Origin of the sequence: Pseudomonas sp. TE3-3-F2023 (genome assembly GCF_036784815.1) — a bacterium.
Classification (GTDB): Bacteria; Pseudomonadota; Gammaproteobacteria; order Pseudomonadales; family Pseudomonadaceae; genus Aquipseudomonas; species Aquipseudomonas pudica.
Map to the genome: position 1 here is coordinate 2,621,364 of NZ_CP145113.1, position 24,458 is coordinate 2,645,821.

20 protein-coding genes are annotated in these 24,458 nt (G+C 63.8%); 13 read left to right on the forward strand and 7 right to left on the reverse strand.

From position 1 onward, the window contains the following. Positions 1-19: 19 nt before the first annotated feature. The 4 genes from V3314_RS11905 to V3314_RS11920 all read left to right on the forward strand — a co-directional run bounded on the left by V3314_RS11905 (position 20) and on the right by V3314_RS11920 (position 3,967). On the forward strand, positions 20-271 hold the full coding sequence (locus tag V3314_RS11905) for a DUF1653 domain-containing protein (protein WP_023661154.1): 252 nt from the start codon (positions 20-22) through the stop codon (positions 269-271). Between the two features lie 100 nt (positions 272-371). Beyond that, the gene (gene topA / locus V3314_RS11910) at positions 372-2,981 is read left to right on the forward strand and encodes a type I DNA topoisomerase (protein WP_046615846.1); all 2,610 of its coding nucleotides are present in this window, start codon (positions 372-374) and stop codon (positions 2,979-2,981) included. Between the two features lie 186 nt (positions 2,982-3,167). Then, on the forward strand, positions 3,168-3,683 hold the full coding sequence (locus V3314_RS11915) for a DUF6586 family protein (protein ID WP_338460260.1): 516 nt from the start codon (positions 3,168-3,170) through the stop codon (positions 3,681-3,683). 50 nt (positions 3,684-3,733) lie between these two features. Beyond that, on the forward strand, positions 3,734-3,967 hold the full coding sequence (locus tag V3314_RS11920; protein ID WP_004376430.1) for a hypothetical protein: 234 nt from the start codon (positions 3,734-3,736) through the stop codon (positions 3,965-3,967). Between the two features lie 49 nt (positions 3,968-4,016). Here V3314_RS11920 and sulA read toward each other — a convergent pair whose 3' ends face one another. Continuing rightward, on the reverse strand, positions 4,017-4,493 hold the full coding sequence (sulA, locus tag V3314_RS11925) for an SOS-induced cell division inhibitor SulA (protein WP_046615848.1): 477 nt from the start codon (positions 4,491-4,493) through the stop codon (positions 4,017-4,019). A gap of 13 nt (positions 4,494-4,506) precedes the next feature. After that, on the reverse strand, positions 4,507-5,115 hold the full coding sequence (gene lexA, locus V3314_RS11930; RefSeq protein WP_004376420.1) for a transcriptional repressor LexA: 609 nt from the start codon (positions 5,113-5,115) through the stop codon (positions 4,507-4,509). A gap of 215 nt (positions 5,116-5,330) precedes the next feature. On the opposite strand from lexA, the gene V3314_RS11935 reads away from it, so the two are divergent. From V3314_RS11935 to nagZ, 3 genes are read left to right on the forward strand one after another with little or no spacing between them, the layout of a single operon-like run. Then, positions 5,331-6,044 carry a TetR/AcrR family transcriptional regulator gene (locus tag V3314_RS11935; RefSeq protein ID WP_046615849.1) on the forward strand — a complete coding sequence of 238 codons (714 nt, stop codon included), beginning with the start codon at positions 5,331-5,333 and terminating at the stop codon, positions 6,042-6,044. Between the two features lie 40 nt (positions 6,045-6,084). Continuing rightward, positions 6,085-6,609: a L,D-transpeptidase gene (locus V3314_RS11940; protein ID WP_046615850.1), complete on the forward strand. Its 525-nt coding sequence runs from the start codon at positions 6,085-6,087 to the stop codon at positions 6,607-6,609. 22 nt (positions 6,610-6,631) lie between these two features. Continuing rightward, entirely contained in the window at positions 6,632-7,630 is a 999-nt protein-coding gene (gene nagZ, locus V3314_RS11945; protein WP_338460314.1) for a beta-N-acetylhexosaminidase, read from the forward strand. Positions 7,631-7,897: 267 nt separating this feature from the next. Here the strand turns inward: nagZ and V3314_RS11950 are convergent, their stop codons facing one another. The 3 genes from V3314_RS11950 to mfd are packed head-to-tail and all read right to left on the reverse strand — an operon-like array spanning position 7,898 to position 15,242. Continuing rightward, on the reverse strand, positions 7,898-11,206 hold the full coding sequence (locus V3314_RS11950) for a DEAD/DEAH box helicase (RefSeq protein WP_338460261.1): 3,309 nt from the start codon (positions 11,204-11,206) through the stop codon (positions 7,898-7,900). A gap of 4 nt (positions 11,207-11,210) precedes the next feature. After that, positions 11,211-11,783 (reverse strand): CsiV family protein, encoded by a 573-nt coding sequence (locus V3314_RS11955; protein WP_046615852.1) that lies wholly within the window; start codon positions 11,781-11,783, stop codon positions 11,211-11,213. 9 nt (positions 11,784-11,792) lie between these two features. Further along, on the reverse strand, positions 11,793-15,242 hold the full coding sequence (gene mfd / locus V3314_RS11960; RefSeq protein WP_046615853.1) for a transcription-repair coupling factor: 3,450 nt from the start codon (positions 15,240-15,242) through the stop codon (positions 11,793-11,795). Positions 15,243-15,409: 167 nt separating this feature from the next. Between mfd and V3314_RS11965 the strand changes: the two genes are divergently transcribed. From V3314_RS11965 to sthA, 3 genes are all read left to right on the forward strand, one after another. Continuing rightward, a complete protein-coding gene (locus V3314_RS11965) occupies positions 15,410-16,873 on the forward strand; it encodes a glyceraldehyde-3-phosphate dehydrogenase (RefSeq protein ID WP_046615854.1) in 1,464 nt (487 codons plus the stop codon). A gap of 195 nt (positions 16,874-17,068) precedes the next feature. Further along, positions 17,069-18,067 carry an FAD:protein FMN transferase gene (locus V3314_RS11970; RefSeq protein WP_338460262.1) on the forward strand — a complete coding sequence of 333 codons (999 nt, stop codon included), beginning with the start codon at positions 17,069-17,071 and terminating at the stop codon, positions 18,065-18,067. Positions 18,068-18,269: 202 nt separating this feature from the next. Next, entirely contained in the window at positions 18,270-19,664 is a 1,395-nt protein-coding gene (gene sthA / locus V3314_RS11975; protein ID WP_046615856.1) for a Si-specific NAD(P)(+) transhydrogenase, read from the forward strand. 42 nt (positions 19,665-19,706) lie between these two features. Here sthA and V3314_RS11980 read toward each other — a convergent pair whose 3' ends face one another. Next, positions 19,707-20,429: a glycerophosphodiester phosphodiesterase gene (locus tag V3314_RS11980; protein ID WP_046615857.1), complete on the reverse strand. Its 723-nt coding sequence runs from the start codon at positions 20,427-20,429 to the stop codon at positions 19,707-19,709. A 31-nt stretch (positions 20,430-20,460) separates the two neighbouring features. Further along, positions 20,461-21,045, reverse strand: a complete 585-nt coding sequence (locus V3314_RS11985) for a PilZ domain-containing protein (protein ID WP_135003102.1) — start codon at positions 21,043-21,045, stop codon at positions 20,461-20,463. A 93-nt stretch (positions 21,046-21,138) separates the two neighbouring features. Between V3314_RS11985 and V3314_RS11990 the strand changes: the two genes are divergently transcribed. The 3 genes from V3314_RS11990 to V3314_RS12000 all read left to right on the forward strand — a co-directional run bounded on the left by V3314_RS11990 (position 21,139) and on the right by V3314_RS12000 (position 24,383). Continuing rightward, on the forward strand, positions 21,139-22,389 hold the full coding sequence (locus V3314_RS11990) for a lipoprotein-releasing ABC transporter permease subunit (RefSeq protein WP_046615859.1): 1,251 nt from the start codon (positions 21,139-21,141) through the stop codon (positions 22,387-22,389). Positions 22,390-22,396: 7 nt separating this feature from the next. Further along, complete coding sequence (gene lolD / locus V3314_RS11995; protein WP_178081810.1) at positions 22,397-23,080, forward strand: lipoprotein-releasing ABC transporter ATP-binding protein LolD; 684 nt, start codon at positions 22,397-22,399, stop codon at positions 23,078-23,080. Between the two features lie 61 nt (positions 23,081-23,141). Further along, positions 23,142-24,383, forward strand: coding sequence for a lipoprotein-releasing ABC transporter permease subunit (locus V3314_RS12000; RefSeq protein WP_108480069.1), 1,242 nt, complete (start codon positions 23,142-23,144; stop codon positions 24,381-24,383). Positions 24,384-24,458 lie beyond the last annotated feature (75 nt).

Consider the following 24,458-nt stretch of genomic DNA (forward strand, 5'->3'; position numbering starts at 1 on the left):
ATTCAAGAGGGTGGGCAACATGCAGATACAACCAGGCGTATACCGGCATTACAAAGGGCCTGAGTACCGTGTCTTCAGTGTTGCGCGGCACTCCGAGAGCGAAGAGTGGATGGTGTTCTACCAATGCCTGTATGGTGATTACAGCTTCTGGGTACGGCCACTTTCGATGTTTCAGGAGTCCGTCGAGGTTGACGGCGAGCAGGTGCCACGCTTTGCTTTGGTCAAGGCCGAAGAGGGGCTGCCCGGGTTGCTGGGCAAGTCGCACGAGTGATAGTCCGAACTTGACCTCACACTTTTGCCACTATATATAGCGGTGCCGCGTCTGGCACCTGACGCGTTTTTCATCTTCAGATTCAGGAATACTCCGATCCATGGGCAAATCGCTGGTCATTGTGGAATCCCCGGCCAAGGCCAAGACCATCAACAAGTACCTGGGCAACCAGTACGTGGTGAAGTCGAGTATCGGCCATATCCGAGACCTCCCCACCAGCGGTTCGGCCAGCGCCAGCAAAGAGCCGGCCGCCAAGCGTGGCAAGGCCGCGGGTGAGGCTCCGGCCCTGTCGCCGAAGGAAAAGGCTCGTCGCCAGCTGGTGGCGCGCATGGGCGTCGACCCCGACCACGGCTGGAAGGCCAAGTACGAGATCCTGCCCGGCAAGGAAAAGGTGATCGAAGAGCTGCGCCGCCTGGCGAAGGACGCCGACACTATCTATCTCGCAACCGACTTGGACCGCGAAGGGGAAGCCATTGCCTGGCACCTGCGCGAGGCCATCGGCGGCGACGACACCCGCTATAAGCGCGTGGTGTTCAACGAAATTACCAAGAAGGCTATTCAGGAAGCCTTCTCGCAGCCTGGCGAGCTGGATATCGACCGGGTCAACGCGCAGCAGGCGCGGCGTTTCCTTGACCGCGTGGTCGGCTATATGGTTTCGCCGCTGCTGTGGGCCAAGATCGCCCGTGGCCTGTCCGCCGGTCGTGTACAGTCGGTGGCGGTCAAGCTGGTGGTGGAGCGCGAACGCGAGATCCGCGCGTTCATCCCGGAAGAGTACTGGGAAATTCACGCCGACCTCGGCACCGCCAAGAACGCCAAGGTGCGTTTCGAAGTGGCCCGCGAGAAGGGTGAGGCTTTCAAACCGCTGAATGAAGCCCAGGCCATGGCCGCGCTGGAAAAGCTCAAGGCTTCCAGCTACAGCGTGGTCAAGCGTGAAGACCGCCCGACCAGCAGCAAGCCGTCGGCACCGTTCATTACGTCCACCTTGCAGCAGGCTGCCAGCAACCGCCTGGGCTTCGGTGTGAAGAAAACCATGATGATGGCCCAGCGCTTGTACGAAGCCGGCTACATCACTTACATGCGTACCGACTCGACCAACTTGTCGGCCGATGCCCTGGACATGGCCCGCAGCTACATCGAGCGTGAGTTCGGCAAGCAGTACCTGCCCGAGGCACCGCTGGTGTACGGCAGCAAGGAAGGCGCCCAGGAGGCGCACGAAGCGATTCGTCCTTCCGACGTGAACACCCACCCGAGCAAGCTCAGTGGCATGGAGCGTGACGCCGAGCGCCTGTACGAGCTGATCTGGCGCCAGTTCCTGGCCTGCCAGATGCCGCCGGCGCAGTACCTGTCCACCAGCGTTACCGTGGCCGCAGGCGACTTCGAGCTGCGTGCCAAGGGCCGTATCCTCAAGTTCGATGGTTACACGCGTGTGCTGCCGCAGCAGAGCAAGCCTGGCGAAGACGACGTGTTGCCGGAAATGGTCCAGGGCGAAGCGCTGAAGCTGATCCAGATCGACCCGAGCCAGCACTTCACCAAGCCACCGGCGCGCTTCACCGAAGCCAGCCTGGTCAAGGAAATGGAAAAGCGCGGCATCGGCCGCCCGTCGACCTATGCGGCGATCATTTCGACCATTCAGGACCGTGGCTATGTAACCCTGCACAACCGCCGCTTCTATTCCGAGAAGATGGGCGACATCGTTACCGAGCGCCTGTCCGAGAGCTTCTCCAACTTGATGGACTACGGCTTTACCGCCGACATGGAAGAGAACCTCGACGACGTCGCCCAGGGCGAGCGTGACTGGAAGAACGTACTCGACGAGTTCTACGGCGACTTCAGCAAAAAGCTGCAGACCGCCGAGTCCAGCGAAGACGGCATGCGTGCCAACCAGCCGACCATGACCAACATTCCGTGCAAGGAATGTGGCCGGCCGATGATGATCCGCACTGCCTCCACTGGCGTGTTCCTCGGTTGCTCGGGCTACAGCCTGCCACCGAAAGAACGCTGCAAGGCCACCGTCAACCTGGTGCCGGGCGACGAGATTGCCGCCGACGACGAGGGCGAATCGGAGTCCCGCGTGTTGTTGGGCAAGCACCGCTGCCCGATCTGCGCCACGGCGATGGATGCCTACCTGCTGGACGAGAAGCATAAGCTGCACATCTGTGGTAACAACCCGGATTGCGCCGGCTACGAGATCGAGGAAGGCAACTACCGCATCAAGGGTTACGAAGGGCCGAGCCTGGAGTGCGACAAGTGCGGCAGCGAGATGCAGTTGAAGACGGGCCGCTTCGGCAAATTCTTCGGTTGCACCAACCCGGCGTGCAAGAACACCCGCAAGCTGCTCAAGAGCGGTGAGGCAGCGCCACCGAAGATGGACAAGGTGGACATGCCAGAGCTCAAGTGCGAGAAGGTCGACGATACCTACGTGCTGCGTGATGGCGCTTCGGGGCTGTTCCTGGCCGCCAGCCAGTTCCCCAAGAACCGCGAAACCCGTGCGCCGCTGGTGCTGGAGATCGTGCCGCACAAGCATGAGATCGATCCGAAGTACCACTTCCTCTGCGATGCGCCACAGAAAGACCCTGAAGGCCGCCCGGCGGTTATCCGCTACAGCCGCAAGACCAAGGAGCAGTATGTGCAGTCCGAGGTTGATGGCAAGCCGACCGGCTGGAAGGCGTTCTACGACGGCAATACGTGGAAGGTTGAAGACAAGCGCTGATTCTTCAGTGCTGTAATTGGGGCTGCTTTGCAGCCCATTGCCGGCAGCCAGCTTCCACAGGTACAGCATAGGTCTCGGGCCTGATGCAATCACTGTGGGAGCTGGCTTGCCGGCGATGGGCCGCAAAGCGGCCCCAATCATTTATGATTCAGTTATCCGCCTTGCAGCCTTAGGGAGGGCACAAAAATGGCCCAGGAACTCTACACCCGCACCAACCAGAAACTGTTCTTCGCCGGCCTTGCCCTCGAGTCCATGGCCAAGGCTGAGCAAAGCCAGGCCATGAATGCCCAGGGCCTGGTCCAGGCCGAACGTGAGGCGGCGCTGTTCCATCTCTACGGCGCGCTGCTGGGCCTGTGCCATGAGATCGGTGGCTTCTACCGCCTGCCTGTGGTTGCAACGGTCGAGCAAGCGCTGGCCGACGACGCCCTGAACGGCATCGCTATCCCGGAAGTGGCCGAATTGCTGGAACTGGCCCGCCAGCGCGAAACCTGGCTGGCGCAAATGCTCAGTGCTTATGCCGATTTGTTCCGACCACCGGTCGCGAAAAAAGTGCCGAAAACCGACGTCACACAACCATTGATCCAGGCGGTCAATCTCGATGAGCCCGAGCCTTCGGCGTTGTCGCGCACTGAGCTGGAAAGCTGGCGCAGCAACCTCAAGGGCCTGGTGAGGCGTTTCCGTGACGCGTTGAGTGAGTGCTGATAGCTGCTACGGCTGGTACAATACTGGCCTTTCGCGGAGAACTGCCATTTATGTCTACGTCGTTTCTGGAAATTGTCGAGTTGCCTGATGGCCGCATCGAACTGCGTCGCGCCGAGGATGAGGGCTCTCTGGTAACCCTGGATTTCTCGGAAGACGCCAAGGCGTTCCTGCAGGGTCAGCATGTGGAAGTGGCCAAGGCCATGCTCAGCGTGGGCGTGCAAATGGCCGGCCGCCTCATGGATGGCGAGCTAGAGCGTGATGAAGGGCCGCGTGTGCTGCACTGAGGTGCAGCAGGGCATCAGGTTTCATGCAGTAACAGGCAAAGCCTGAACATCAGCCGAGGCGGATGTTCAGGCTTTGTGCGTTTCCGGCACTGGCAGCGCGCAGCAATTGCTGGCGTGCAGTGGCGTTGACGTTGCCCAGCCAGCTGACCACGGTGTGGCTGCGGCCCAGGCGCAAGGCTTCGCAGGCCAGTTGCAGCGGGCTTTGATTGCCGCGAGGTTGCAGCAGCAGGATGCGTTCACGGTTGAGCCCGGCATCGCGCAGCCAGGCCTGGGTCAGGCTCGACGGCGGGGCGATCAGGGTCAGCCAGCGGGTCTCGTCCTCTTCGCTCAGTTCGCGCAGCACGGGTGCCAGCAGGCTTTGGCAATGCCCGGGGGCTCCGCGCAACGACAGTTCGCTGAACAGCTCGGGCTGGCTGCTCTTGCGCGCCACTTCGCTGGCTTTGAGGCCAGGCAGTACGGGCTGGGCGAGGAATGCTTCGAACAATGGCAACTGGGCTTGCTCGGGTGCGTGAATGAACTGCTGCATGACGCCTCCTGGATCAGCGGCGAATGACGCCGACGCTCAAGCCCTCGATCACCAGCTCCTGCTCTTTCAGGTCGACTTCGATGGGGGCGAATTCGGGGTTTTCGGCAAGCAGCCAGACTTTGCTGCCTTCGCGCTTGAAGCGCTTGACAGTGACTTCGTCGCCGATGCGGGCCACAACGATCTGGCCGTTGCGGGCTTCGCGGCAGGTGTGTACCGCCAGCAGGTCGCCATCGAAGATGCCGACATCCTTCATGCTCATGCCGTGTACGCGCAGCAGATAGTCGGCCTGGGGGTGGAAGAAGTCGGGGTTGATGTTGCAGGATTGCTCGATGTGCTGTTCGGCAAGGATCGGCGCACCGGCAGCAACCCGGCCGATGATCGGCAGGCCGCTTTCTTCGGCCTTGGCTTCCAGGCCGGGGATGCGAATACCGCGGGAGGCGCCCGGGGTCATCTCGATCGCGCCCTTGCGGGCGAGAGCCTTGAGGTGCTCCTCGGCGGCGTTGGGCGACTTGAAGCCCAGCTCCTGAGCGATCTCGGCGCGCGTCGGCGGGAAGCCGTTATCTTCCAGGCAACGCTTGATGAACGCGAGAATTTCGGCTTGGCGTGGCGTCAGTTTCAACATTGTGAGCGCTCTGTCTTTTTGTACAGTGACTGGGATTATATACAGTACTGGATGCGCTGCAAGCCAAAACCTGCAATAAACAGCAGCAATGGCGCTTGCAGCCGACCTCCTGGCGCTTTTAAATGGCGACCGGCCGGTCACCGAGCCTTGACAGAAGCAGGGCTGAAACGTATGTTTCAAACACCTGTTTGTCTGGCGGAGTAGTCGGAGTAGTCATGGCCCAATCGGAAACCGTTGAACGCATTCTCGATGCTGCCGAGCAGCTGTTCGCGGAAAGGGGGTTCGCAGAAACCTCGTTGCGGCTGATTACCAGCAAGGCCGGGGTCAACCTGGCGGCGGTCAACTATCACTTCGGCTCCAAGAAGGCCCTGATCCAGGCAGTATTCTCGCGTTTCCTCGGGCCGTTCTGCGCCAGCCTCGAACGTGAGCTGGAGCGGCGCCAGGCCAAGCCGGAGCACAAGCCGAGCCTCGAAGAGCTGCTGGAAATGCTGGTCGAGCAGGCTTTGGCCGTGCAGCCGCGCAGCAACAACGATCTGTCCATCTTCATGCGCCTGCTGGGCCTGGCGTTCAGCCAGAGCCAGGGCCACCTGCGGCGGTATCTGGAAGACATGTACGGCAAGGTGTTCCGCCGCTACATGCTGCTGGTCAACGAGGCCGCACCGCGCATTCCGCCGCTGGAGCTGTTCTGGCGCGTGCACTTCATGCTTGGCGCTGCGGCCTTCAGCATGTCCGGCATCAAGGCCCTGCGGGCGATTGCCGAGACCGATTTTGGCATCAACACCTCGATCGAGCAGGTAATGCGCCTGATGGTGCCGTTCCTGGCAGCGGGCATGCGTGCCGATAGCGGTGTTACCGACGACGCCATGGCCACCGCGCAGTTGCGCCCGCGCACCAAGACCAGCGCAAGCGCCACCACCGCCAAGGTCTGAAGGCTGGGCGGGGCAGGGCGCTTCGGCTAAGCTAGCGCCCATGCCCGAGCTCGACTTCTTGCACATTTCCCTTGCTGACCAGTGCCTTTATGGCTTTGCCGATGGCCAGCTGCGCCTGCGCGTGCCGGTTTCCACGGCGCGCAATGGCGCCGGCGAGCGCAACGGCTCGGGTTGCACGCCGTGTGGCCTGCACCAGGTACGGGCGAAGATCGGTGCGGGCTTGCCGTTGAATGCGGTATTTGTCGGGCGGCGCTGGACCGGCGAGGTGTGGTCGCCGGCCTTGCATGCGCAATACCCCGGCCGGGACTGGATCCTTAGCCGCATTCTCTGGCTCAGTGGCTGCGAACCGGGGGTCAACCGCCTGGGTGCGGTCGACACCTTCCGCCGTTATATCTACTTGCACGGCACCCCGGATACGGAACCCTTGGGCGTAGCGCTGTCCCATGGTTGCATACGCCTGCGCAACACCGATTTGCTAAGCCTGTTCGAGCAGGTGCCGGCCCATTGCCCGGTGCGCATCGAGCAGGCCGCCTGCCCCCAGTGGGCTTCTCTCGGTCTTCAATGAAGGATTACCCATGACTGTAAGCCTGCAAGGCTCCCTGATGGTGGATATCGCCGGTAAATGGCTGACCGCCGAGGACCGTCACTTGCTGCGCCAGCCTGAAGTGGCCGGCCTGATCATTTTCGCCCGCAATATCGACAGCCCGCGCCAGGTGCGTGAACTGTGCGCGTCGATCCGCGCCATCCGTCCCGACCTGATTCTGGCGGTGGACCAGGAGGGCGGCAGGGTGCAGCGCCTGCGCCAGGGCTTTGTACGCCTGCCGGCCATGCGGGCGATAGCCGACAATGACAACGCCGAGTACCTGGCCGAACAGTGCGGTTGGTTGATGGCGACCGAGGTGCTGGCGGTTGGCCTGGACCTCAGCTTTGCCCCGGTACTCGACCTGGACCACCAGCGCAGCGCCGTGGTGGGCAGCCGCGCCTTCGAGGGTGACCCGCTGCGCGCCACGCAACTGGCCGGGGCGTTCATCCGTGGCATGAATGCGGCAGGCATGGCGGCCTGTGGCAAGCACTTCCCGGGGCATGGCTGGGCCGAAGCGGACTCGCATGTGGCCATTCCCACCGATGAGCGCAGCCTCGAGCAGCTGCGCCAGGCCGACCTGTTGCCGTTCACCCGCCTGAGCCGGCAATTGGCGGCAGTGATGCCGGCGCATGTCATCTACCCGCAGGTCGACAACCAGCCGGCTGGCTTCTCGCGGCGCTGGTTGCAGGACATCCTGCGTGGCGAGCTGGGCTTTGACGGGGTGATCTTCAGTGATGACCTGTCGATGGCGGGTGCGCATGTGGTCGGGGACGCGGCCAGTCGGATCGAGGCGGCGTTGAGCGCTGGCTGCGACATGGGCCTGGTGTGCAATGACCGGGCGGCGGCGGAGCTGGCGTTGAGTGCGGCGCAGCGGATGAAGGTCAAGCCCTCGCCACGGATTGCGCGGATGCGTGGGCAAGGGTTTGCGCGAACGGATTATCGCCAGCAGCCGCAGTGGCTGGAGGCGTTGGGGGCGTTGCGGGAGGCGCAGCTGGTCGATTGACCGCGTCGGCCCCTTCGCGGGCATGCCCGCTCCCACAGGTGCTGTGCTGGTTTCGAAATTAGTGTTGTACCTGTGCCGGCCTCTTCGCGGGTAAACCCGCTCCCACAGAGGTATGGCGCTGGTTTCGAAATTGGTGTTGTACCTGTGCTGTCCTCTTCGCGGGTGAACCCGCTCCCACTGGTACGGCACCGCCCTTGAGGGCACTGATATCCCTGTGGGAGCGGGTTTACCCGCGAAGAGGCCGGTACAGGCAGTGGGGGCACTGGGCTACCGCCCGCGCTTCCCGGGCAGCGGCGCGAACAGCGCTTCGATCTCTTCATCCCCCAGCCGCCATTGCCCGGCCTGCCCACCATCCAGCAGGCTCGCCGCCAGCGCCGCCTTCTCCTGCTGCAACTGCTGGATCTTTTCTTCCACTGTCCCCCGAGTGATCAGCTTGAACACGAACACTGGCTTGTCCTGGCCAATGCGGTAGGCGCGGTCGGTAGCCTGGTTTTCGCTGGCCGGGTTCCACCAGGGGTCGAAGTGGATCACCGTGTCCGCAGCCGTCAGGTTCAAGCCCACGCCACCCGCCTTGAGGCTGATCAGGAACACTTCGCTATCACCCTGCTGGAACTGCTGCACCGGCGTGCGCCGGTCGCGGGTGTCGCCAGTCAGCAGGCTGTAGCGGATCCTGCGCTTCTCCAGTTCCTGCTCGATCAACGCCAGCATCGAGGTGAACTGCGAGAACAACAGCACCCGGCGCCCTTCACTCAGCAGCTCTTCGAGCATTTCCAGCAACGCGCCCAGTTTGCCCTTGTCGGCCTGGTTGCCTTTGCTTTCCACCCCTTTGACCAGGCGCAGGTCACAGCACACCTGGCGCAGCTTGAGCAGGGCGTCGAGGATGACGATCTGGCTGCGCGCGGCGCCATTGCGGGCGATTTCATCGCGGACTTTCTTGTCCATGGCCACCCGCACGGCCTCGTAGGTGTCGCGCTGGGCATCGCTAAGCTCGACCCAGTGCACCATCTCGGTCTTGGCCGGCAGCTCGGTGGCCACCTGCTCCTTGGTGCGGCGCAGCAGGAACGGGCGGACGCGGCTGGCCAGGTGGGCCATGCGCTCGCTGTCGCCGTGGCGCTCGATCGGTGTGCGGTAGTCCTGGTTGAAGCGCTTCAGGTCACCCAGCCAGCCAGGCATGAGGAAGTGGAAAATCGACCACAGCTCGCCCAGGTTGTTTTCCATTGGCGTGCCGGTAAGGCAGACGCGCTGATTGGCCCGCAGCTCGCAAACCGCGAGGGCGGCCTTGCTGGTGCTGCTCTTGATGTTCTGTGCCTCGTCCAGCACCAGTACATGCCAGGCCTGGGCGCGCAGGTGCTCGAGGTCGCGCGGCACCAGGGCATAGGTGGTCAGGACCAGGTCGTATTCGTGCAGTTTGGCGAAATGCTTGCTGCGCCCCGGGCCCTGCAGGGCCAGCACGCGCAGCCCGGGGGCGAAGCGCTGGGCTTCGTCCAGCCAGTTGGGCACCAGGCTGGTCGGCATCACCGCCAGGGCCGGCGCGCTCAGGCGCCCGGTCTGCTTCTCCAGCAGCAGGTGTGCCAGGGCCTGCAGGGTCTTGCCCAGGCCCATGTCGTCGCCGAGAATGCCGCCGGTGCCCATCTCGCGCAGCGCCTGCAGCCAGTTCAGGCCCTGTTGCTGGTAAGGGCGCAGGCTTGCCTGCAACCCGGCCGGCGGTTCTACCTTCAAGTCACGGGCATCGCGCAGGCGTCGGCCCAGGTCGCGTACATGCTCGCCACCTTCCCAGTGCAAAGGAAGGCTGTCGATTTCATTCAGGCGTGCGGCATCGGCACGGTCCAGGCGCAGGGACGGGCCTGCGACGTCTTCGTGCAGGTACAGTTCGCCCAAGGTGCCCATCACTGCCTTGATGCGGCCATAGGGCAAGGCAACGCGCAGGGCCGGGGCATCGAGACGGCCACGGTTGAGGTCGATCAGCAGGTGCTCGTCGTCACTGCGCCGGGCCAGTTCGCTGGGGCGCAGCAGTTCCGGGTTGTTGCGCAGCAGTTGCAGCACGATCGGCAGCAGGCTGTGGCGTTGGCCATCGACCACGATGCCCAGCTCCAGGTCGAACCATTCATGGCCGGGCGCTTCGTCGATGGTGGCGTACCAGTCGTCCACCTCCTGCAGGTTGAAGGCGAAGTCGCGGTGGATGTCGATGTTCCAACCGGCTTCGCGCAGGCGCGGCAGGCCTTCGCGGGCAAAGCGCAGCCAGGCTTCGTCATCGGGCAGCTGGAGCATCTCGCCGGCACTGTCAGGCAGGGCCTTGCTCTGCCGGGTGGCGGCCTTGAAACCGAGGTCGCGCAGCACCTTGCGCAGCGCCTGTTCGGCCTGGGGCTGGCGGCGGATGCGCTGGCAGGTGTCGCCGACCAGGCGGGTCAGCGGCTTGTCGTCGCTGCCGCTGGCGCGCAGGCCGTCGTAGTCGAATGCCAGCGCGGCACGGTGTTGCATCTGCCGTTGCATGCGGCCGGTCTTGGGCATGTAGGCGCTGAATTCGAGACTGCCCAAGGTCAGGTGCGGCCTGGGCTGCAGGTCGTCAATGAGTTGTTCGTCCAGCGTGGTTGGCGTAGGGAGTTGGTGGTTCAAGGCGTTGAGCTTGTGGCTGAGGGGCACGACAAGGTGTTCCGGAACGTCAGGGGCGATGGTCAGTTGCAGGGCAATATGCGGATCGAGGCTGTGCTCGAGCTTGCCCACCACGCTGCCGGTGAAATCGAAATAGTAAAGTGGCAGCAGCGCAATCACGCAGTTCAGCGGCGTTTCACCGTGGTACCAGATGCCCCTATAGTGACCATTGTCCAGCCGCACCCAGCGGAACTCGGCCGCCAGCGTAGGGCCTTCGCGCAGCAGGGGCTTGTTTTCGTTACAGAGCATGCGGCCGGTATCCAGTGCGCGCTGGAACAGCTCACCGCCTTCCCGACCTTTGAGCTGGTAGCCGCGGTCCTGGCTGCCGGCCTGATTGAGCGCCGAAAGCAGGCGCAAGATGCGGATATCGTCTTCCTTGACGAAGCGCGGAGGTTCGTAAAGGAAATCGTAGAGTGACTGCACACGGCTATAGCGCAGCCCCTGGTCTTCGCGTGTGCCTTTGCGTACCCGCAGCGCGCAGCCGGGCTCGTCGGTCAGCACGAGTTGGTAGCAAACCATGCGCCCGCGTTTGTCTTGGGTTTCGGCAGGCTCCTGCGCAGGCTGTTCGAGACCTTTCAGCCAGCGCTGCAGGTTGGCCGGCAGTGCGTCACCGTCACTTTTCGCCGTTGCCTGCTGTTCGCTCAGGACGAACAGCGCGGCGGCGCAATGCTTGCAGTTGTGCCCCACGGGGCAACTGCACTGGCCGCGTACATGGCAGCGGCCAGCCAGGGCAGTGAGGGTTATCTTCTGCCGATAAGGGCTGCCCTCACTGCCACGACAGCTGGCTTCGACGAGCGTGCCGGTGCAGCTTTCGATCTCTACCCGGTCTTCCCGGGCGTAACGCTCACCGCGCTGCAGAACCGGGTCGGTGAACGACTGCGTCCAGTTCGGGTACTCGCGCAGCAGCTGGAGAGCGTCACGACTCATTGCATCACTGCTCCATCATCTCCGGGTCCATCACCGGAATTTTTGGCGTACCCGGTGGTGTCACTTTCAGCAGCACCGCCAGGTGTCCGCCATCGAGGAAGGTCAGCTGGCCGCCCTTGACGTTGCTGTTGCTCTGTTTGAACTGTTCGCTTTGCAGCACGCTGCCGTTGCCGTCCAGCTGGTTGACCCAGAAGTTGGCCTCCACCGCGATGAAGCGGCCCTCGGCGATGCTCAGGTTGCCTTCGATGGGGAAGTGGCCGAACTGCTCGGTGCCTTCGCCCAAGGCGATGCGGCTGGGCTCGCTGCCCACTTGCTGCTGCCAGGCCTTGTGCAGCAGCACGGTGTAGTCGGCGGTGGCTTCCAGGCGGGTGGCTTCGTCTTCCAGCGCCGGGCGACGCTCTGCGTCCTTCTCCAGGCGTGGTGCGCCGGCGCTCCAGTCTTCGGGGGCGAACGGGCTGGTGAAGGCGGGCACGCTGTTCTGCCGCACCAGGATCATTTCTACCTGATACAGGCCTTCGGCGAAGGCGGCCGGGGCGAACAGCGCCAGCAGCAGGGTCAGGCAACGGATGGCACGCATGGATCTTCCTTAGGCAGGCTGTGGGGTCAGGCGCTCGAACAGCGCCTCCAGGGTATTGAAGCGTTCGTCGGGGCGTTCCATGGGTACCAGGAAGCGGAACTGGGTGGCGCCTTCGAACTTGTAGCGTTTGGGCTGGCCCTGAATCAGCTTGATCAGGGTCAGCGGGTCGACCGGGGTCTCGGCCTCGAACTCGATCTTGCCACCGTTGGGGCCGGCGTCGACTTTCTTGATGCCGAGCTTTTCCGCGTGCAGCTTGAGCGAGGTCAGGCGCATCAGGTTCTTGGTCGGCTCGGGCAACAGGCCGAAGCGGTCGATCATTTCCACCTGCAGGTCCTTGAGGCCTTCTTCGTCGGCAGCCGAGGCAATGCGCTTGTACAGGATCAGCCGCGCATGCACGTCGGGCAGGTAGTCCTCGGGGATCAGTGCCGGCAGGCGCAGGTTGATTTCCGGGCCGCCGCCCAGCGGCTGTTCAAGGTTGGGCTGGGTGCCCTTGCGAATCGCCTTGACCGCTCGCTCGAGCATTTCCATGTACAGGGTAAAGCCCACCGCCTGGATCTGCCCGCTCTGGCCTTCGCCCAGCAGCTCGCCGGCGCCACGAATCTCCAGGTCGTTGGTGGCCAACACGAAGCCGGCACCGAGGTCCTGGGTGTTAGCGATCGCCTCCAGGCGTTTTTCGGCGTCGGCGCTGACCTTCTGCCGGGTTGGCGTCAGCAGGTAGGCGTAGGCCTGGTGGTGGCTACGGCCAACCCGGCCGCGCAGCTGGTGCAGCTGGGCCAGGCCGAACTTGTCGGCGCGTTCGATGACGATGGTGTTGGCGCTGGGCACGTCGATGCCGGTTTCGATGATGGTCGAGGCCACCAGCACGTTGAAGCGCTTGTGGTAGAAGTCGCTCATCACCTGTTCCAGCTCGCGCTCGCGCATCTGCCCGTGGCCGATGCCGATGCGCGCCTCGGGCACCAGTTCGGCAAGGTCGGCGGCGCATTTTTCGATGGTTTTCACATCGTTGTGCAGGTAGTACACCTGGCCACCACGCAGCAGCTCACGCAGCAGTGCCTCCTTGACCGTGCTCTTGTTCTGCTCCATGACGAAGGTGCGTACCGACAGGCGGCGCGCTGGCGGCGTGGCGATGATCGACAGGTCGCGCATGCCCGCCACCGCCATGTTCAGCGTACGCGGGATCGGCGTGGCGGTGAGGGTGAGGATGTCCACCTCGCTGCGCAGGGCCTTGAGCTGTTCCTTCTGACGCACGCCAAAGCGGTGTTCTTCGTCGATGATGGCCAGGCCCAGGTCCTTGAAGCGCACATCGTCCTGCAGCAGCTTGTGGGTGCCGATGAGGATGTCGATCTTGCCTTCGGCCAGCTCGGCGGCGGCGTTGGCCACTTCCTTGGCCGACTTGAAGCGGCTCATCACCTCCACGGTCACCGGCCAGTCGGCAAAGCGGTCGCGGAAGCTGTTGTAGTGCTGCTGGGCGAGCAGGGTTGTGGGCACCAGTACGGCCACCTGGCGGCCGCTGTGCACGGCGATGAACGCCGCGCGCATGGCCACTTCGGTCTTGCCGAAGCCGACATCGCCGCACACCAGGCGGTCCATCGGCTTGGGCGCCAGCATGTCGGCGCGCACGGCTTCGATGGCAGCCTGCTGGTCCGGGGTTTCCTCGAACGGGAAGCCGGCGCTGAAGGTGGCGTAGTCGGCGGACGGGTCGGCAAATGCATAGCCCTTGCGCGCGGCGCGGCGGGCATAGATGTCGAGCAGTTCGGCGGCCACGTCGCGCACCTGTTCGGCGGCCTTGCGCTTGGCCTTCTGCCAGGCCTCCGAGCCAAGCCGGTGCAGCGGTGCCAGTGCATCGTCGCTGCCGGTGTAGCGGGCGATCAGGTGCAGGTTGGCCACCGGCACGTACAGTTTGGCGCCCTCGGCGTATTCCAGGGTGAGGAATTCGGCGGCCTGGCCGTCGATTTCCAGGGTGGCCAGGCCCAGGTAGCGGCCCACGCCATGGTCGATGTGCACCACCGGCGCGCCTTCGCGCAGCTCGGTCAGGTTCTTGATCACCGCGTCGTTGGCGGTTTCGCCGCGCTTGTCGCGGCGCCGGCGCTGCATGACCCGCTGGCCGAACAGAGGGCTTTCGGCCACCAGTGCAATGGCTGGGTCGTCCAGCAGCAGCCCTTCGTCCAGCGGGGCGATGGTGATTGCCAGCCGTTCGCTGCCGGTGATGAAGTCGGCCCAGCCGTCGACGGTGTGCGGGCGCAGTTTCAGCCGTTCGAGCAGCTCCAGCAGCACTTCGCGGCGGCCTGCCGATTCGGCGGTGAACAAAACCCGGCCGGGGAACTGGTCGAGGAAATTGGCCAGTTCGGCCAAGGGCTGGTTGGCCTTGGCCTCGATTGCCAGGTTGGGAAGAGGGCGCGCCGGGAAGCGCTCGCGGCCCACGCCGGGGGCGAGGTCTTCGGTGCTGACCACTACCCGTGGCCATTGCTTGAGCCGGGCAAAGCAGTCTTCAACCGGCAGGAACAGCTCGGCCGGCGGCAGCAGCGGCCGGCTCAGGTCGCCACGGCGGTCTTCATAACGCCCGCGCACGTCGTTCCAGAAGTGTTCGGCGGCCTGTTCCACGCCGGGCAGCGAGAACACCTGGGTGTCGGCCGGCAGGTAGTCGAACAGGGTCGAGGTTTCTTCGAAGAACAGTGGCAGGTAGTACTCGATGCCGGCGGGGATGATGCCGCTGGCCAGGTCCTGGAAGATCGCGCTGCGGCGGAAATCGACATCGAAGCGTTCGCGGAAGCGCGCCTTGAAGCGGGTCACTTCCTCTTTCTGCATCGGGAACTCGCGCGCCGGCAGCAGGCGCACCGAATCCACCTTGTCGATCGAACGCTGGGTCTCGGGGTCGAAGGTGCGCAGCGTCTCGATCTCGTCATCGAACAGGTCGATGCGGTAGGGCAGCTTGCTGCCCATCGGGAACAGGTCGATCAACGCGCCGCGCACGGCGAATTCGCCATGCTCGTAGACGGTGTCGACGCAGCGATAGCCACTGGCCTCCAGGCGCAGGCGCATCTGCTCCACGTCGATGGTCTGGCCCACGTCCAGCACCAGGCTGCTGCCCAGCAGGAAGCGGGTCGGCGCCAGGCGGTGCAGGGCGGTGGTGATCGGCACCACGAGGATGCCGTGGCTCAGCTCCGGCAGGCGGTAGAGGCTGGCGATGCGCTGGGAAATGATGTCCTGGTGCGGCGAGAACAGGTCGTAGGGCAGGGTTTCCCAATCGGGGAACGGCAGCACCGGCAAGTCCGGGGCAAAGAAGCGAAGCTCCTGTTCCAGACGATCGGCAGCCTGGCTGTCGGCAGTCAGCAGCAAAGTGAAGCGGCCCGCGCTGCTGGCGGCTTCGGCGATGGCCAGGCTGAGGGTGGCACCGGGTAGATTGCCCCAGGTTTGTTTGCCGGCTGTGGCCGACATTTGCGGTAGGCGCAGAACTGACACGGGAGATTGCACTCCAAGCGTTGCGGCAAAGAGGTCGATTGTACCGGTGACGGTGCCGGCTGTCAGGCTCGGAAGGGCGTGAACGCTGGCTTGCGTCGCCGCGACAGGCGCTCATTGCCCGTAACGCGTTGGGGCGTCATAATGTAGCCCCTTTTTTCTGTCCCTACATGTGGAAGGTTCCCGTGACTCAGAAGCCCGACCAGTGTCTTGGTGAGTGGATCGATCGTGAAGCCCTGGCTGAAGCGATGATCCCGCTTATCGGTCAGCTCTACCGCAACAACAACGTGGTGAGCTCGATTTATGGCCGTAGCCTGATCAACCGTTCGGTTATCTCGATCCTCAAGGCGCACCGCTTTGCGCGTCATCGTCAAACCGACGAAACCGAACTGTCCGTCCACGAGACATTCCCCCTGCTCAAGGCCATGAGCGAGCTGAAACTGGGCGCCGCTTCGGTCGACCTGGGCAAGCTGGCCAACAAGTTCAAGCAGGAAGGCAACGGCCGCACTGCCGAGCAGTTCGTCCGTGAAGAACTGGCCGAGGTGGTTGGCCAGCAGAACGCTTCGGCGCGCAAGGGCACTGACGTTGTCCTGTACGGCTTCGGCCGCATCGGCCGCCTGCTGGCGCGTATCCTGATCGAGAAGACCGGTGGCGGCGACGGCCTGCGCCTGCGCGCCATCGTCGTGCGCAAGGGCGCCGAGAACGACCTGGTCAAGCGTGCCAGCCTGCTGCGCCGCGACTCGGTGCACGGCCCGTTCGATGGCACCATCACCATCGACGAAGCCAACAACACCATCACTGCCAACGGCAACCTGATCCAGGTCATCTACGCCAAGAGCCCGAGCGAAGTCGACTACACCCAGTACGGCATCGAAAACGCGCTGATCGTCGACAACACCGGCGTATGGCGTGATGCCGACGGCCTGGGCCAGCACCTGGCCTGCCCGGGCGCTGCCCGCGTGATCCTCACCGCACCTGGCAAGGGCGCGCTGAAGAACATCGTGCACGGCATCAACCACGGTGACATCGCTGCCGATGACAAGATCATCTCGGCCGCTTCCTGCACCACCAACGCCATCGTGCCGGTGCTCAAGGCCATCAACGACCAGTACGGCATCGTCAACGGCCACGTCGAAACCGTTCACTCGTTCACCAACGACCAGAACCTGATCGACAACTTCCACAAGGGCAGCCGCCGTGGCCGTGCCGCGCCGCTGAACATGGTCATCACCGAAACCGGCGCCGCCACTGCTGCCGCCAAGGCACTGCCAGTGCTGAAAGGCAAGCTGACCGGCAACGCCATTCGCGTACCGACGCCGAACGTTTCGATGGCCATCCTCAACCTGAACCTCGAGAAGGCCACCAGCCGCGACGAGATCAACGAGTACCTGCGCCAGACCGCCATGCACTCGGAACTGCACAAGCAGATCGATTACGTCAGCTCGCAGGAAGTGGTTTCGACCGACTTCGTAGGTTCGCGCCACGCTGGTGTGGTTGACGCCGAAGCGACCATCTGCAACGACAACCGCGTTGTTCTGTACGTCTGGTACGACAACGAATTCGGTTACAGCTGCCAGGTGGTTCGTGTGATGGAAGAGATGGCCGGTGTGAACCCGCCAGCGTTTCCGCACTGATACGCTTGTAAGGCAATGAAAAAACGGGAACCTTCGGGTTCCCGTTTTTTTATCCAGAATTTTTGTTGTCTGTGCCGGCCTCTTCGCGGGTAAACCCGCTCCCACAGGGCCGCGTCGTCCGTGAGGGCAGTGGTATACCTGTGGGAGCGGGTTTACCCGCGAAGAGGCCAGTACAGGCAACCGAGAGCCCGAACCTTGCGCACAGCCTTGCTGTTCATCCTCATGCTGCTCACCGCCTGCGACCAGGGCCCCACCCTGGAGCGCCTGGGCGGCCCGACCATGGGCAGCAGCTACAGCATCCAGTACGTGCGCGAACCCGGCGGCCCGGCGCCGGTCCAGGTGCGGGCGGCAGTCGAAACCATTCTGCACGACATCGACCAGCACTACTCGACCTACCGCGGCGACTCCACCGTCAGCCGTTTCAACCAGTTGCCCGCCAACCAGTGCCAGGTCCTGCCGCCCGACATGCTCGAACTGGTCAGCCTTGGTCAGCACCTGGCCGAGCAGAGCGACGGCGCCTTCGACCTTACCGTCGAACCCTTGCTCGACCTGTGGGGGTTCGGCCCCCAGGCCCGCCACGAGCAGGTGCCCGACCCGCTGGCCCTGGCCCAGGTGCGTCAGCGCGTGGGCTACCGGCACTTGCACATCGACGGCCAGGCCTTGTGCAAGGACGCCTCGGTGCAACTCGACTTCAACAGCATCGCCGCCGGCCATGCGGTCGACCTGATCGCCGCGCGCCTGCAGGCCATGGGTGTAGCCAGCTTTGTCGCCGAAGCCACCGGCGAGCTCAAGGCCGCCGGCCACAAGCCCGATGGCAGCCCATGGCGCATCGCCCTGGAGCTGCCCCGCGAAGATCGCCAGATAGCCCGCCAGATCATCGCGGTCAATGGCCTTTCAGTATCAACCTCGGGTGACTATCGGCACTATTTCGAGGAGAATGGCCGGCGCTATTCGCACACCTTCGATGCTCGCCTCGGGCGCCCGGTGCAGCACGACCTGGCCGCGGTCACCGTGCTCGATGCCTCGGCGCTGCAGGCCGACGGCTATTCGACGCTGCTGTTGATCCTGGGCCCGGAACGTGGCTGGGATTTTGCCGTGGCGCATGACCTGGCCGCGGTATTGGTGACTCGGGCCGAGGGTGGCTTCGTCTCCCGAGCTACGCCTGCATTCGAACGGGCAGTGAAAGGCGAGTGAAAGCACAAGCAGGGATGATCGCCGCCAGGGAATGGTTCACACATGTAGTGCGGGCAAAATTGGCCTACGACGCGACCAAGGGTTAATGTGCGCGGCGTTCACGCTTGATTAGACTGCACCCGAATTTTCTCATGACGCCCCGGCGGCATGATCGCGCCCCGCGAGCGACCGTGGCTTGCGGGCCAGTTCTGAAGGAGTACGCATGGCTGTCTACAACTACGACGTAGTGGTGCTGGGTTCCGGCCCGGCCGGAGAAGGTGCGGCAATGAACGCCGCCAAAGCAGGGCGCAAGGTGGCGATGGTCGATAGCCGTCGCCAGGTCGGGGGCAACTGCACCCACCTGGGCACCATCCCGTCCAAGGCACTGCGTCACTCGGTGCGGCAGATCATGCAGTTCAACACCAACCCGATGTTCCGTGCCATCGGCGAGCCGCGCTGGTTCTCGTTCCCGGACGTGCTGAAAAGCGCCGAGAAGGTCATCGCCAAGCAGGTAGCGTCGCGCACCGGCTACTACGCGCGTAACCGCGTGGACGTGTTCGTCGGCACCGGCAGCTTCGCCGACGAGCAGACCGTCGAAGTGGTCTGCCCGAACGGTGTGGTGGAAAAGCTCAACGCCAAGCACATCATCATCGCCACTGGCTCGCGCCCGTACCGCCCGGCCGACATCGACTTCCACCACCCGCGCGTCTATGACAGCGACACCATCCTCAGCCTCAGCCACACTCCGCGCAAGCTGATCGTGTACGGTGCCGGCGTGATCGGTTGCGAATACGCCTCGATCTTCAGCGGCCTGGGTGTATTGGTAGAGCTGGTGGACAACCGTGGCCAGTTGCTGAGCTTCCTCGACTCGGAGATTTCCCAGGCGCTGAGCTACCACTTCAGCAACAACAACATCACCGTACGCCACAACGAAGAGTATGAGCGCGTCGAAGGCCTGGACAACGGGGTGATCCTGCACCTGAAGTCGGGCAAGAAGATCAAGGCCGACGCCTTGCTGTGGTGCAACGGCCGTACCGGCAACACCGACAAGCTGGGCCTGGAAAACATCGGCATCAAGGTCAACAGCCGCGGCCAGATCGAGGTCGACGAGGCCTACCGCACCAGCGTGCCGAACATCTACGGTGCCGGCGACGTGATTGGCTGGCCGAGCCTGGCCAGTGCCGCCCATGACCAGGGCCGCTCTGCCGCTGGCAGCATCGTCGATAACGGCAGCTGGCGCTTCGTCAACGACGTGCCGACCGGCATCTACACCATTCCGGAGATCAGCTCGATCGGCAAGAACGAGCAGGAGCTGACCCAGGCCAAGGTACCGTATGAAGTGGGCAAGGCCTTCTTCAAGAGCATGGCCCGTGCACAGATCGCAGGCGAGCCGCAAGGCATGCTGAAGATCCTGTTCCACCGCGAAACACTGGAAGTGCTGGGGGTACACTGCTTCGGCTACCAGGCTTCGGAAATCGTCCATATCGGCCAGGCAGTGATGAACCAGCCGGGTGAGCAGAACAACCTGAAATACTTCGTCAACACCACGTTCAACTACCCGACCATGGCCGAAGCCTATCGGGTAGCTGCCTACGACGGCCTGAACCGGCTTTTTTGAGCGGCTCCGACCGGTGGCCTGAGCCGGTCGGAGAGACCGATTTCAACCCTGCCCGAGGGTGGTCTTGGCCAAACCGGGAAAGTCTGTAATCAGGCTGTCCACGCCAAAATCAGCGAGCCGGCGCATCAGTGCCGGTTCGTTGACCGTCCACACCGACACGTGCAAACCCTGGCCCTGGGCTTTCAGCAGGCGCTCGGGGGTGCACAGTGTCCAGTTCAATGCCAGCAGATCGCAGCCGTAGTTCTGCGCCACCTTCAGCGGGTCGAGCCAGGCGTATTCGGCGACCAGCCCGCGCTTGACGTCCGGCACCAGCTCCAGGGCGGCACCCAGTACTTCGCGTGAGCTGGAGGTGATGGTCACCTTGTCCAGCAGGCCGTACTGCTGGGCCAGCTCGCGGATCGCCAGCACGGTGGTGGCGGCACGGGTGCGCGAGGCGCTTTTCACCTCCAGTTGCCAGTGCTCGAACGGGCATTTCTGGAACAGTTCCTCCAGTCTCGGGATCGGGCAGGGCTGGACATGGCCCGGGCCGCCCTTGCGGGCATCGATCTTGACCAGGTCTGCGGCCGGGTGCTCGACCACCTTGCCGCGTTTGCCGGTGGTGCGCTTGAGGGTAGGGTCATGGATCACCATCAGCTCGTTGTCGGCCGACAGGTGCAGGTCCAGCTCGCAGCGAGTCACGCCATGGGCGAGGCATTGCTGGAAGCTCTTCAGGGTATTCTCGGGCGCTTCGCCCTTGGCGCCGCGGTGGCCGTAGATCAGGGTCACGTTCGTTCCTTCAAATCAGAGAAAAATAGGCTCAGGAGGCGGGGTCGTTCTGTTCCAGCTGCTGGCGCCGTTGCTGCTGCTGGCGCTGCAGGATGTAGCGGGCCAGCAGTTGCCGTTGGGCGTCGGTCATGTCGATGAATTCGGTGCCGACCTCGAAGCCGCCCTCCGGGCGCGGGTCGCAATGGGTAACCTTGCCGCGCAGCAGCAGGCCATGGGCGCGCGGCATCAGCACCATCTTCACCTTCACTCGGGAGCCGGGGGCCACCGCTGTGGCTTGCGCGAATTCGATGCCGCCCTCGGAAATGACCACCGGCTGGGGCTGGCCAACTTCGCCGATCAGGGTCTGGGCAACCACCGCGCTGAGCAGGTCGAGGCGCTTGTTCTGCGCACGCAGGAAGGCGGCAAGGGTGCGGTCCTTGTCGCTAAGCTGGCGCAGCAGGTGCTGCGACTCGAAGTCGGACAGGTGCAGTTCGCTGAGCAGGTTGAACAATGGCGAATCATCTTGCAACACATCTGGGTCAAGGGCTTCGGCCGCGCTGAGGGGGCTGATTTGAAGTGCGATCCGATCTTCGATGCGGTAGTATTCGCGGCGATCTTCTTCGTCTAATGTCGTCATGGCGAACCCAAGGTAGCGGCGGTGGTCCGAGTGTAAAGCCGCCGTAGGCGCCTCGCCACAAGGACGTTCCCTTTCATCCGAACAAGCCCCGACATGTTCAGACCTCTTTTCGCATTCATCGGCACGCGTTATACCCGTGCCAAACGTCGCAATCACTTCGTCTCGTTCATTTCCCTGACCTCGATGATCGGCCTCGCCCTGGGCGTGGTGGTGATGATCGTGGTGCTCTCGGTGATGAACGGTTTCGACCACGAGATGCGTACCCGCGTGTTGGGCATGATCCCCCATGCCACGCTGGAGAGCGGCCAGCCTATTGCCGACTGGCCGGCCCTTGCCCAACAAGTAAAGCAGAATCCGCAGGTGGTGGCGGTCGCGCCCTTCACCCAGATGCAGGGCCTGCTGACCCATGAAGGCAAGGTGCAGAAGGTGCTGCTCAACGGCATCGACCCGGCCCGCGAGCGCGAAGTGTCGATCATCGACAAGTTCGTCCTGCAGGGGCGCCTCGACCAGCTGGCGCCGGGCGAGTGGGGCATAATGATCGGCGACAAGGCCGCGGCCAAGCTGGGCGTGGGCATCGGCGACAAGCTCACCTTCGTCGCCCCCGAGGTCAGTGTGACCCCGGCCGGCATGTTCCCGCGCATGAAACGCTTCACCGTGGTCGGTACCTTCCATGTGGGCGCGGGCGAGATCGACGGCTACCTGGGCCTGACCAACATCAGCGACCTGTCCCGGCTGCACCGTTGGAAGCCCGACCAGGTCCAGGGCCTGCGCCTGAAGTTCGACGACCTGTTCCAGGCGCCACGGGTGGCCTGGGACATCGCCCAGCGCCTGGGTGAGCAAGAGTTCTACAGCCGTGACTGGACCCGTACCCACGGCAACCTGTACCAGGCGATCCGCATGGAAAAGGCCATGATCGGCCTGCTGTTGCTGCTGATCGTGGCGGTGGCGGCGTTCAACATCATTTCCACCCTGGTGATGGTGGTCAACGACAAGCGTGGCGACATCGCCATCCTGCGTACCCTGGGCGCCACGCCCGGGCAGATCATGCTCATCTTCATGGTCCAGGGCACGGTGATCGGGGTGATCGGTACCCTGATCGGCGCCGTGGTCGGGATCGTCGCCGCGCTGAACGTGAGCGCGGTGATCGCCGGCATCGAGAAACTGATCGGGCACAAGTTCCTCAACGCCGATGTGTATTTCATCGATTACCTGCCGTCGCAGATCCAGGCCCAGGACGTGTACATGGTCTGTGGTGCGGCACTGGTCCTGAGTTTCTTCGCCACCCTGTACCCGGCCTGGCGTGCGGCCCGCACCCAGCCTGCAGAGGCGCTACGTTATGAGTGAGTCGCGCATGAGTGATAAAGCCGTTCTGAGTTGCCGCAACCTGGGCAAGTCCTACGACGAGGGCCCGGAATCGGTGCAGGTGCTGTCCGGGCTCAACCTCGAGCTGCACGCCGGTGAGCGGGTAGCCATCGTGGGCAGCTCCGGCTCGGGCAAGAGTACCTTGCTGAACCTGCTGGGCGGCCTCGACCGGCCGACCCAGGGCAGCGTCTGGCTGGCCGGGGAGGAGCTGTCGGCGCTGGGCGAGCGTGCCCGTGGCCTGTTGCGCAACCGCGAGCTGGGCTTTGTCTACCAGTTTCACCACCTGCTGCCGGAATTCACTGCCATCGAGAACGTGTGCATGCCGTTGCTGATCGGCCGCACGCCCATCCCCGAGGCCCGTGAGCGTGCCGAGGCGCTGCTCAAGCGCGTGGGCCTGTCCCACCGTTTCAACCACAAGCCGGCCGAGCTGTCCGGTGGTGAGCGCCAGCGGGTGGCAATTGCCCGGGCACTGGTCAACCGCCCCGGCCTGGTAATGCTCGACGAGCCGACCGGCAACCTCGACCACCACACCGCCCAGGGCATTCAGGAGTTGATGCAGGAACTGTCCAGCGCGTCGCGCACGGCATTCCTGGTGGTCACCCACGATCTCAACCTGGCGCGCCAGATGGACCGTGTATTGAAGCTCGACGACGGCCACCTGGTGGCGATCTGATCGACTGCACGGGGTGGCCGGTGCCGCCCCGTTTTCCTGTTTTCATTGGGTGATTTCGTACATGTTCAGACCCTTGCCCATCTTCATCGGTGCGCGCTACACCCGAGCCAAGCGCCGCAACCACTTCATCTCGTTCATCTCGATGACCTCGATGATCGGCCTGTCGCTGGGTGTGCTGGCGATGATCGTGGTGCTGTCGGTGATGAACGGCTTCCAGCGCGAAATGAGTTCGCGCATCCTCGGCCTGGTACCGCATGCCGCCATCCTCGGCGTGCAGCCACTGGACGACTGGCACAAGGTGGCCGACGCGGCCATGCGCGACCCGGCGGTGATGGCGGCGGCGCCGATTACCGAAATGGAAGGTATGCTGTCGTACAAGGGCGCGATGCAGCCGATCCAGGTGGGCGGTATCGACCCGGCCGAAGAGGGCAAGGTCTCGATCGTCGGCCAGCATATCGTCCAGGGGCGCCTGCAGGACCTGCAGCCGGGTGAGTTCGGCGTGGTCATCGGTGAGCTGACTGCGCGGCGCTTCCGCCTGAACACCGGCGACAAGCTGACGCTGATCGTGCCGGAAATCAGCAAGGAGCCGGGCGGTATCACACCGCGCATGCAGCGCCTGACCGTGGTCGGCATCTTCAAGGTCGGCGCCGAACTGGATGGCTCGCAGGCTTACATTCATGTGGCCGATGCTGGCGCCATGCAGCGCTGGGCGCCGGGCCAGGTGCAGGGCGTGCGCCTGAAGCTGCACGACCTGTATGCCGCGCCGCAGGTGTCCAAGGCCATCGCTGCCGGGCTTGGCGATGCCTACCGGGCCGATGACTGGTCGCACACCCAGGGCAGCCTGTTCAGCGCCATGAAGATGGAAAAGACCATGATCGGCCTGCTGCTGCTGATGATCATCGCGGTGGCGGCGTTCAACATCATCGCCACCCTGGTGATGGTGGTGAACGACAAGGGGCCGGACATCGCCATCCTGCGCACCCTGGGCGCCACGCCGGCGCAGATCATGGGCACGTTCATGGTCCAGGGCAGCCTGATCGGCATTGTCGGGACGCTGATCGGTGGCGTGCTGGGGGTAATTGCGGCGTTCAACGTCAGCCAGATCGTCGGTTGGCTGGAGCGGGTGAGCGGGCAGCACATCTTCACTTCGGATGTTTACTTCGTCAGCAGCTTGCCGTCGCAGCTGCAGTGGGGCGATGTGGCGATCATCTGCACTGCCGGGTTGGTGATGAGCTTCCTGGCGACCATTTACCCGGCTTATCGGGCATCGCAGGTGCAGCCGGCGATTGGTCTGGCGGTTTGAGTAACTGTTGAGGGCCTCATCGCCGGCAAGCCAGCTCCCACAGGATTGCATCAAGCCCAAGGCATGCGCTGTACC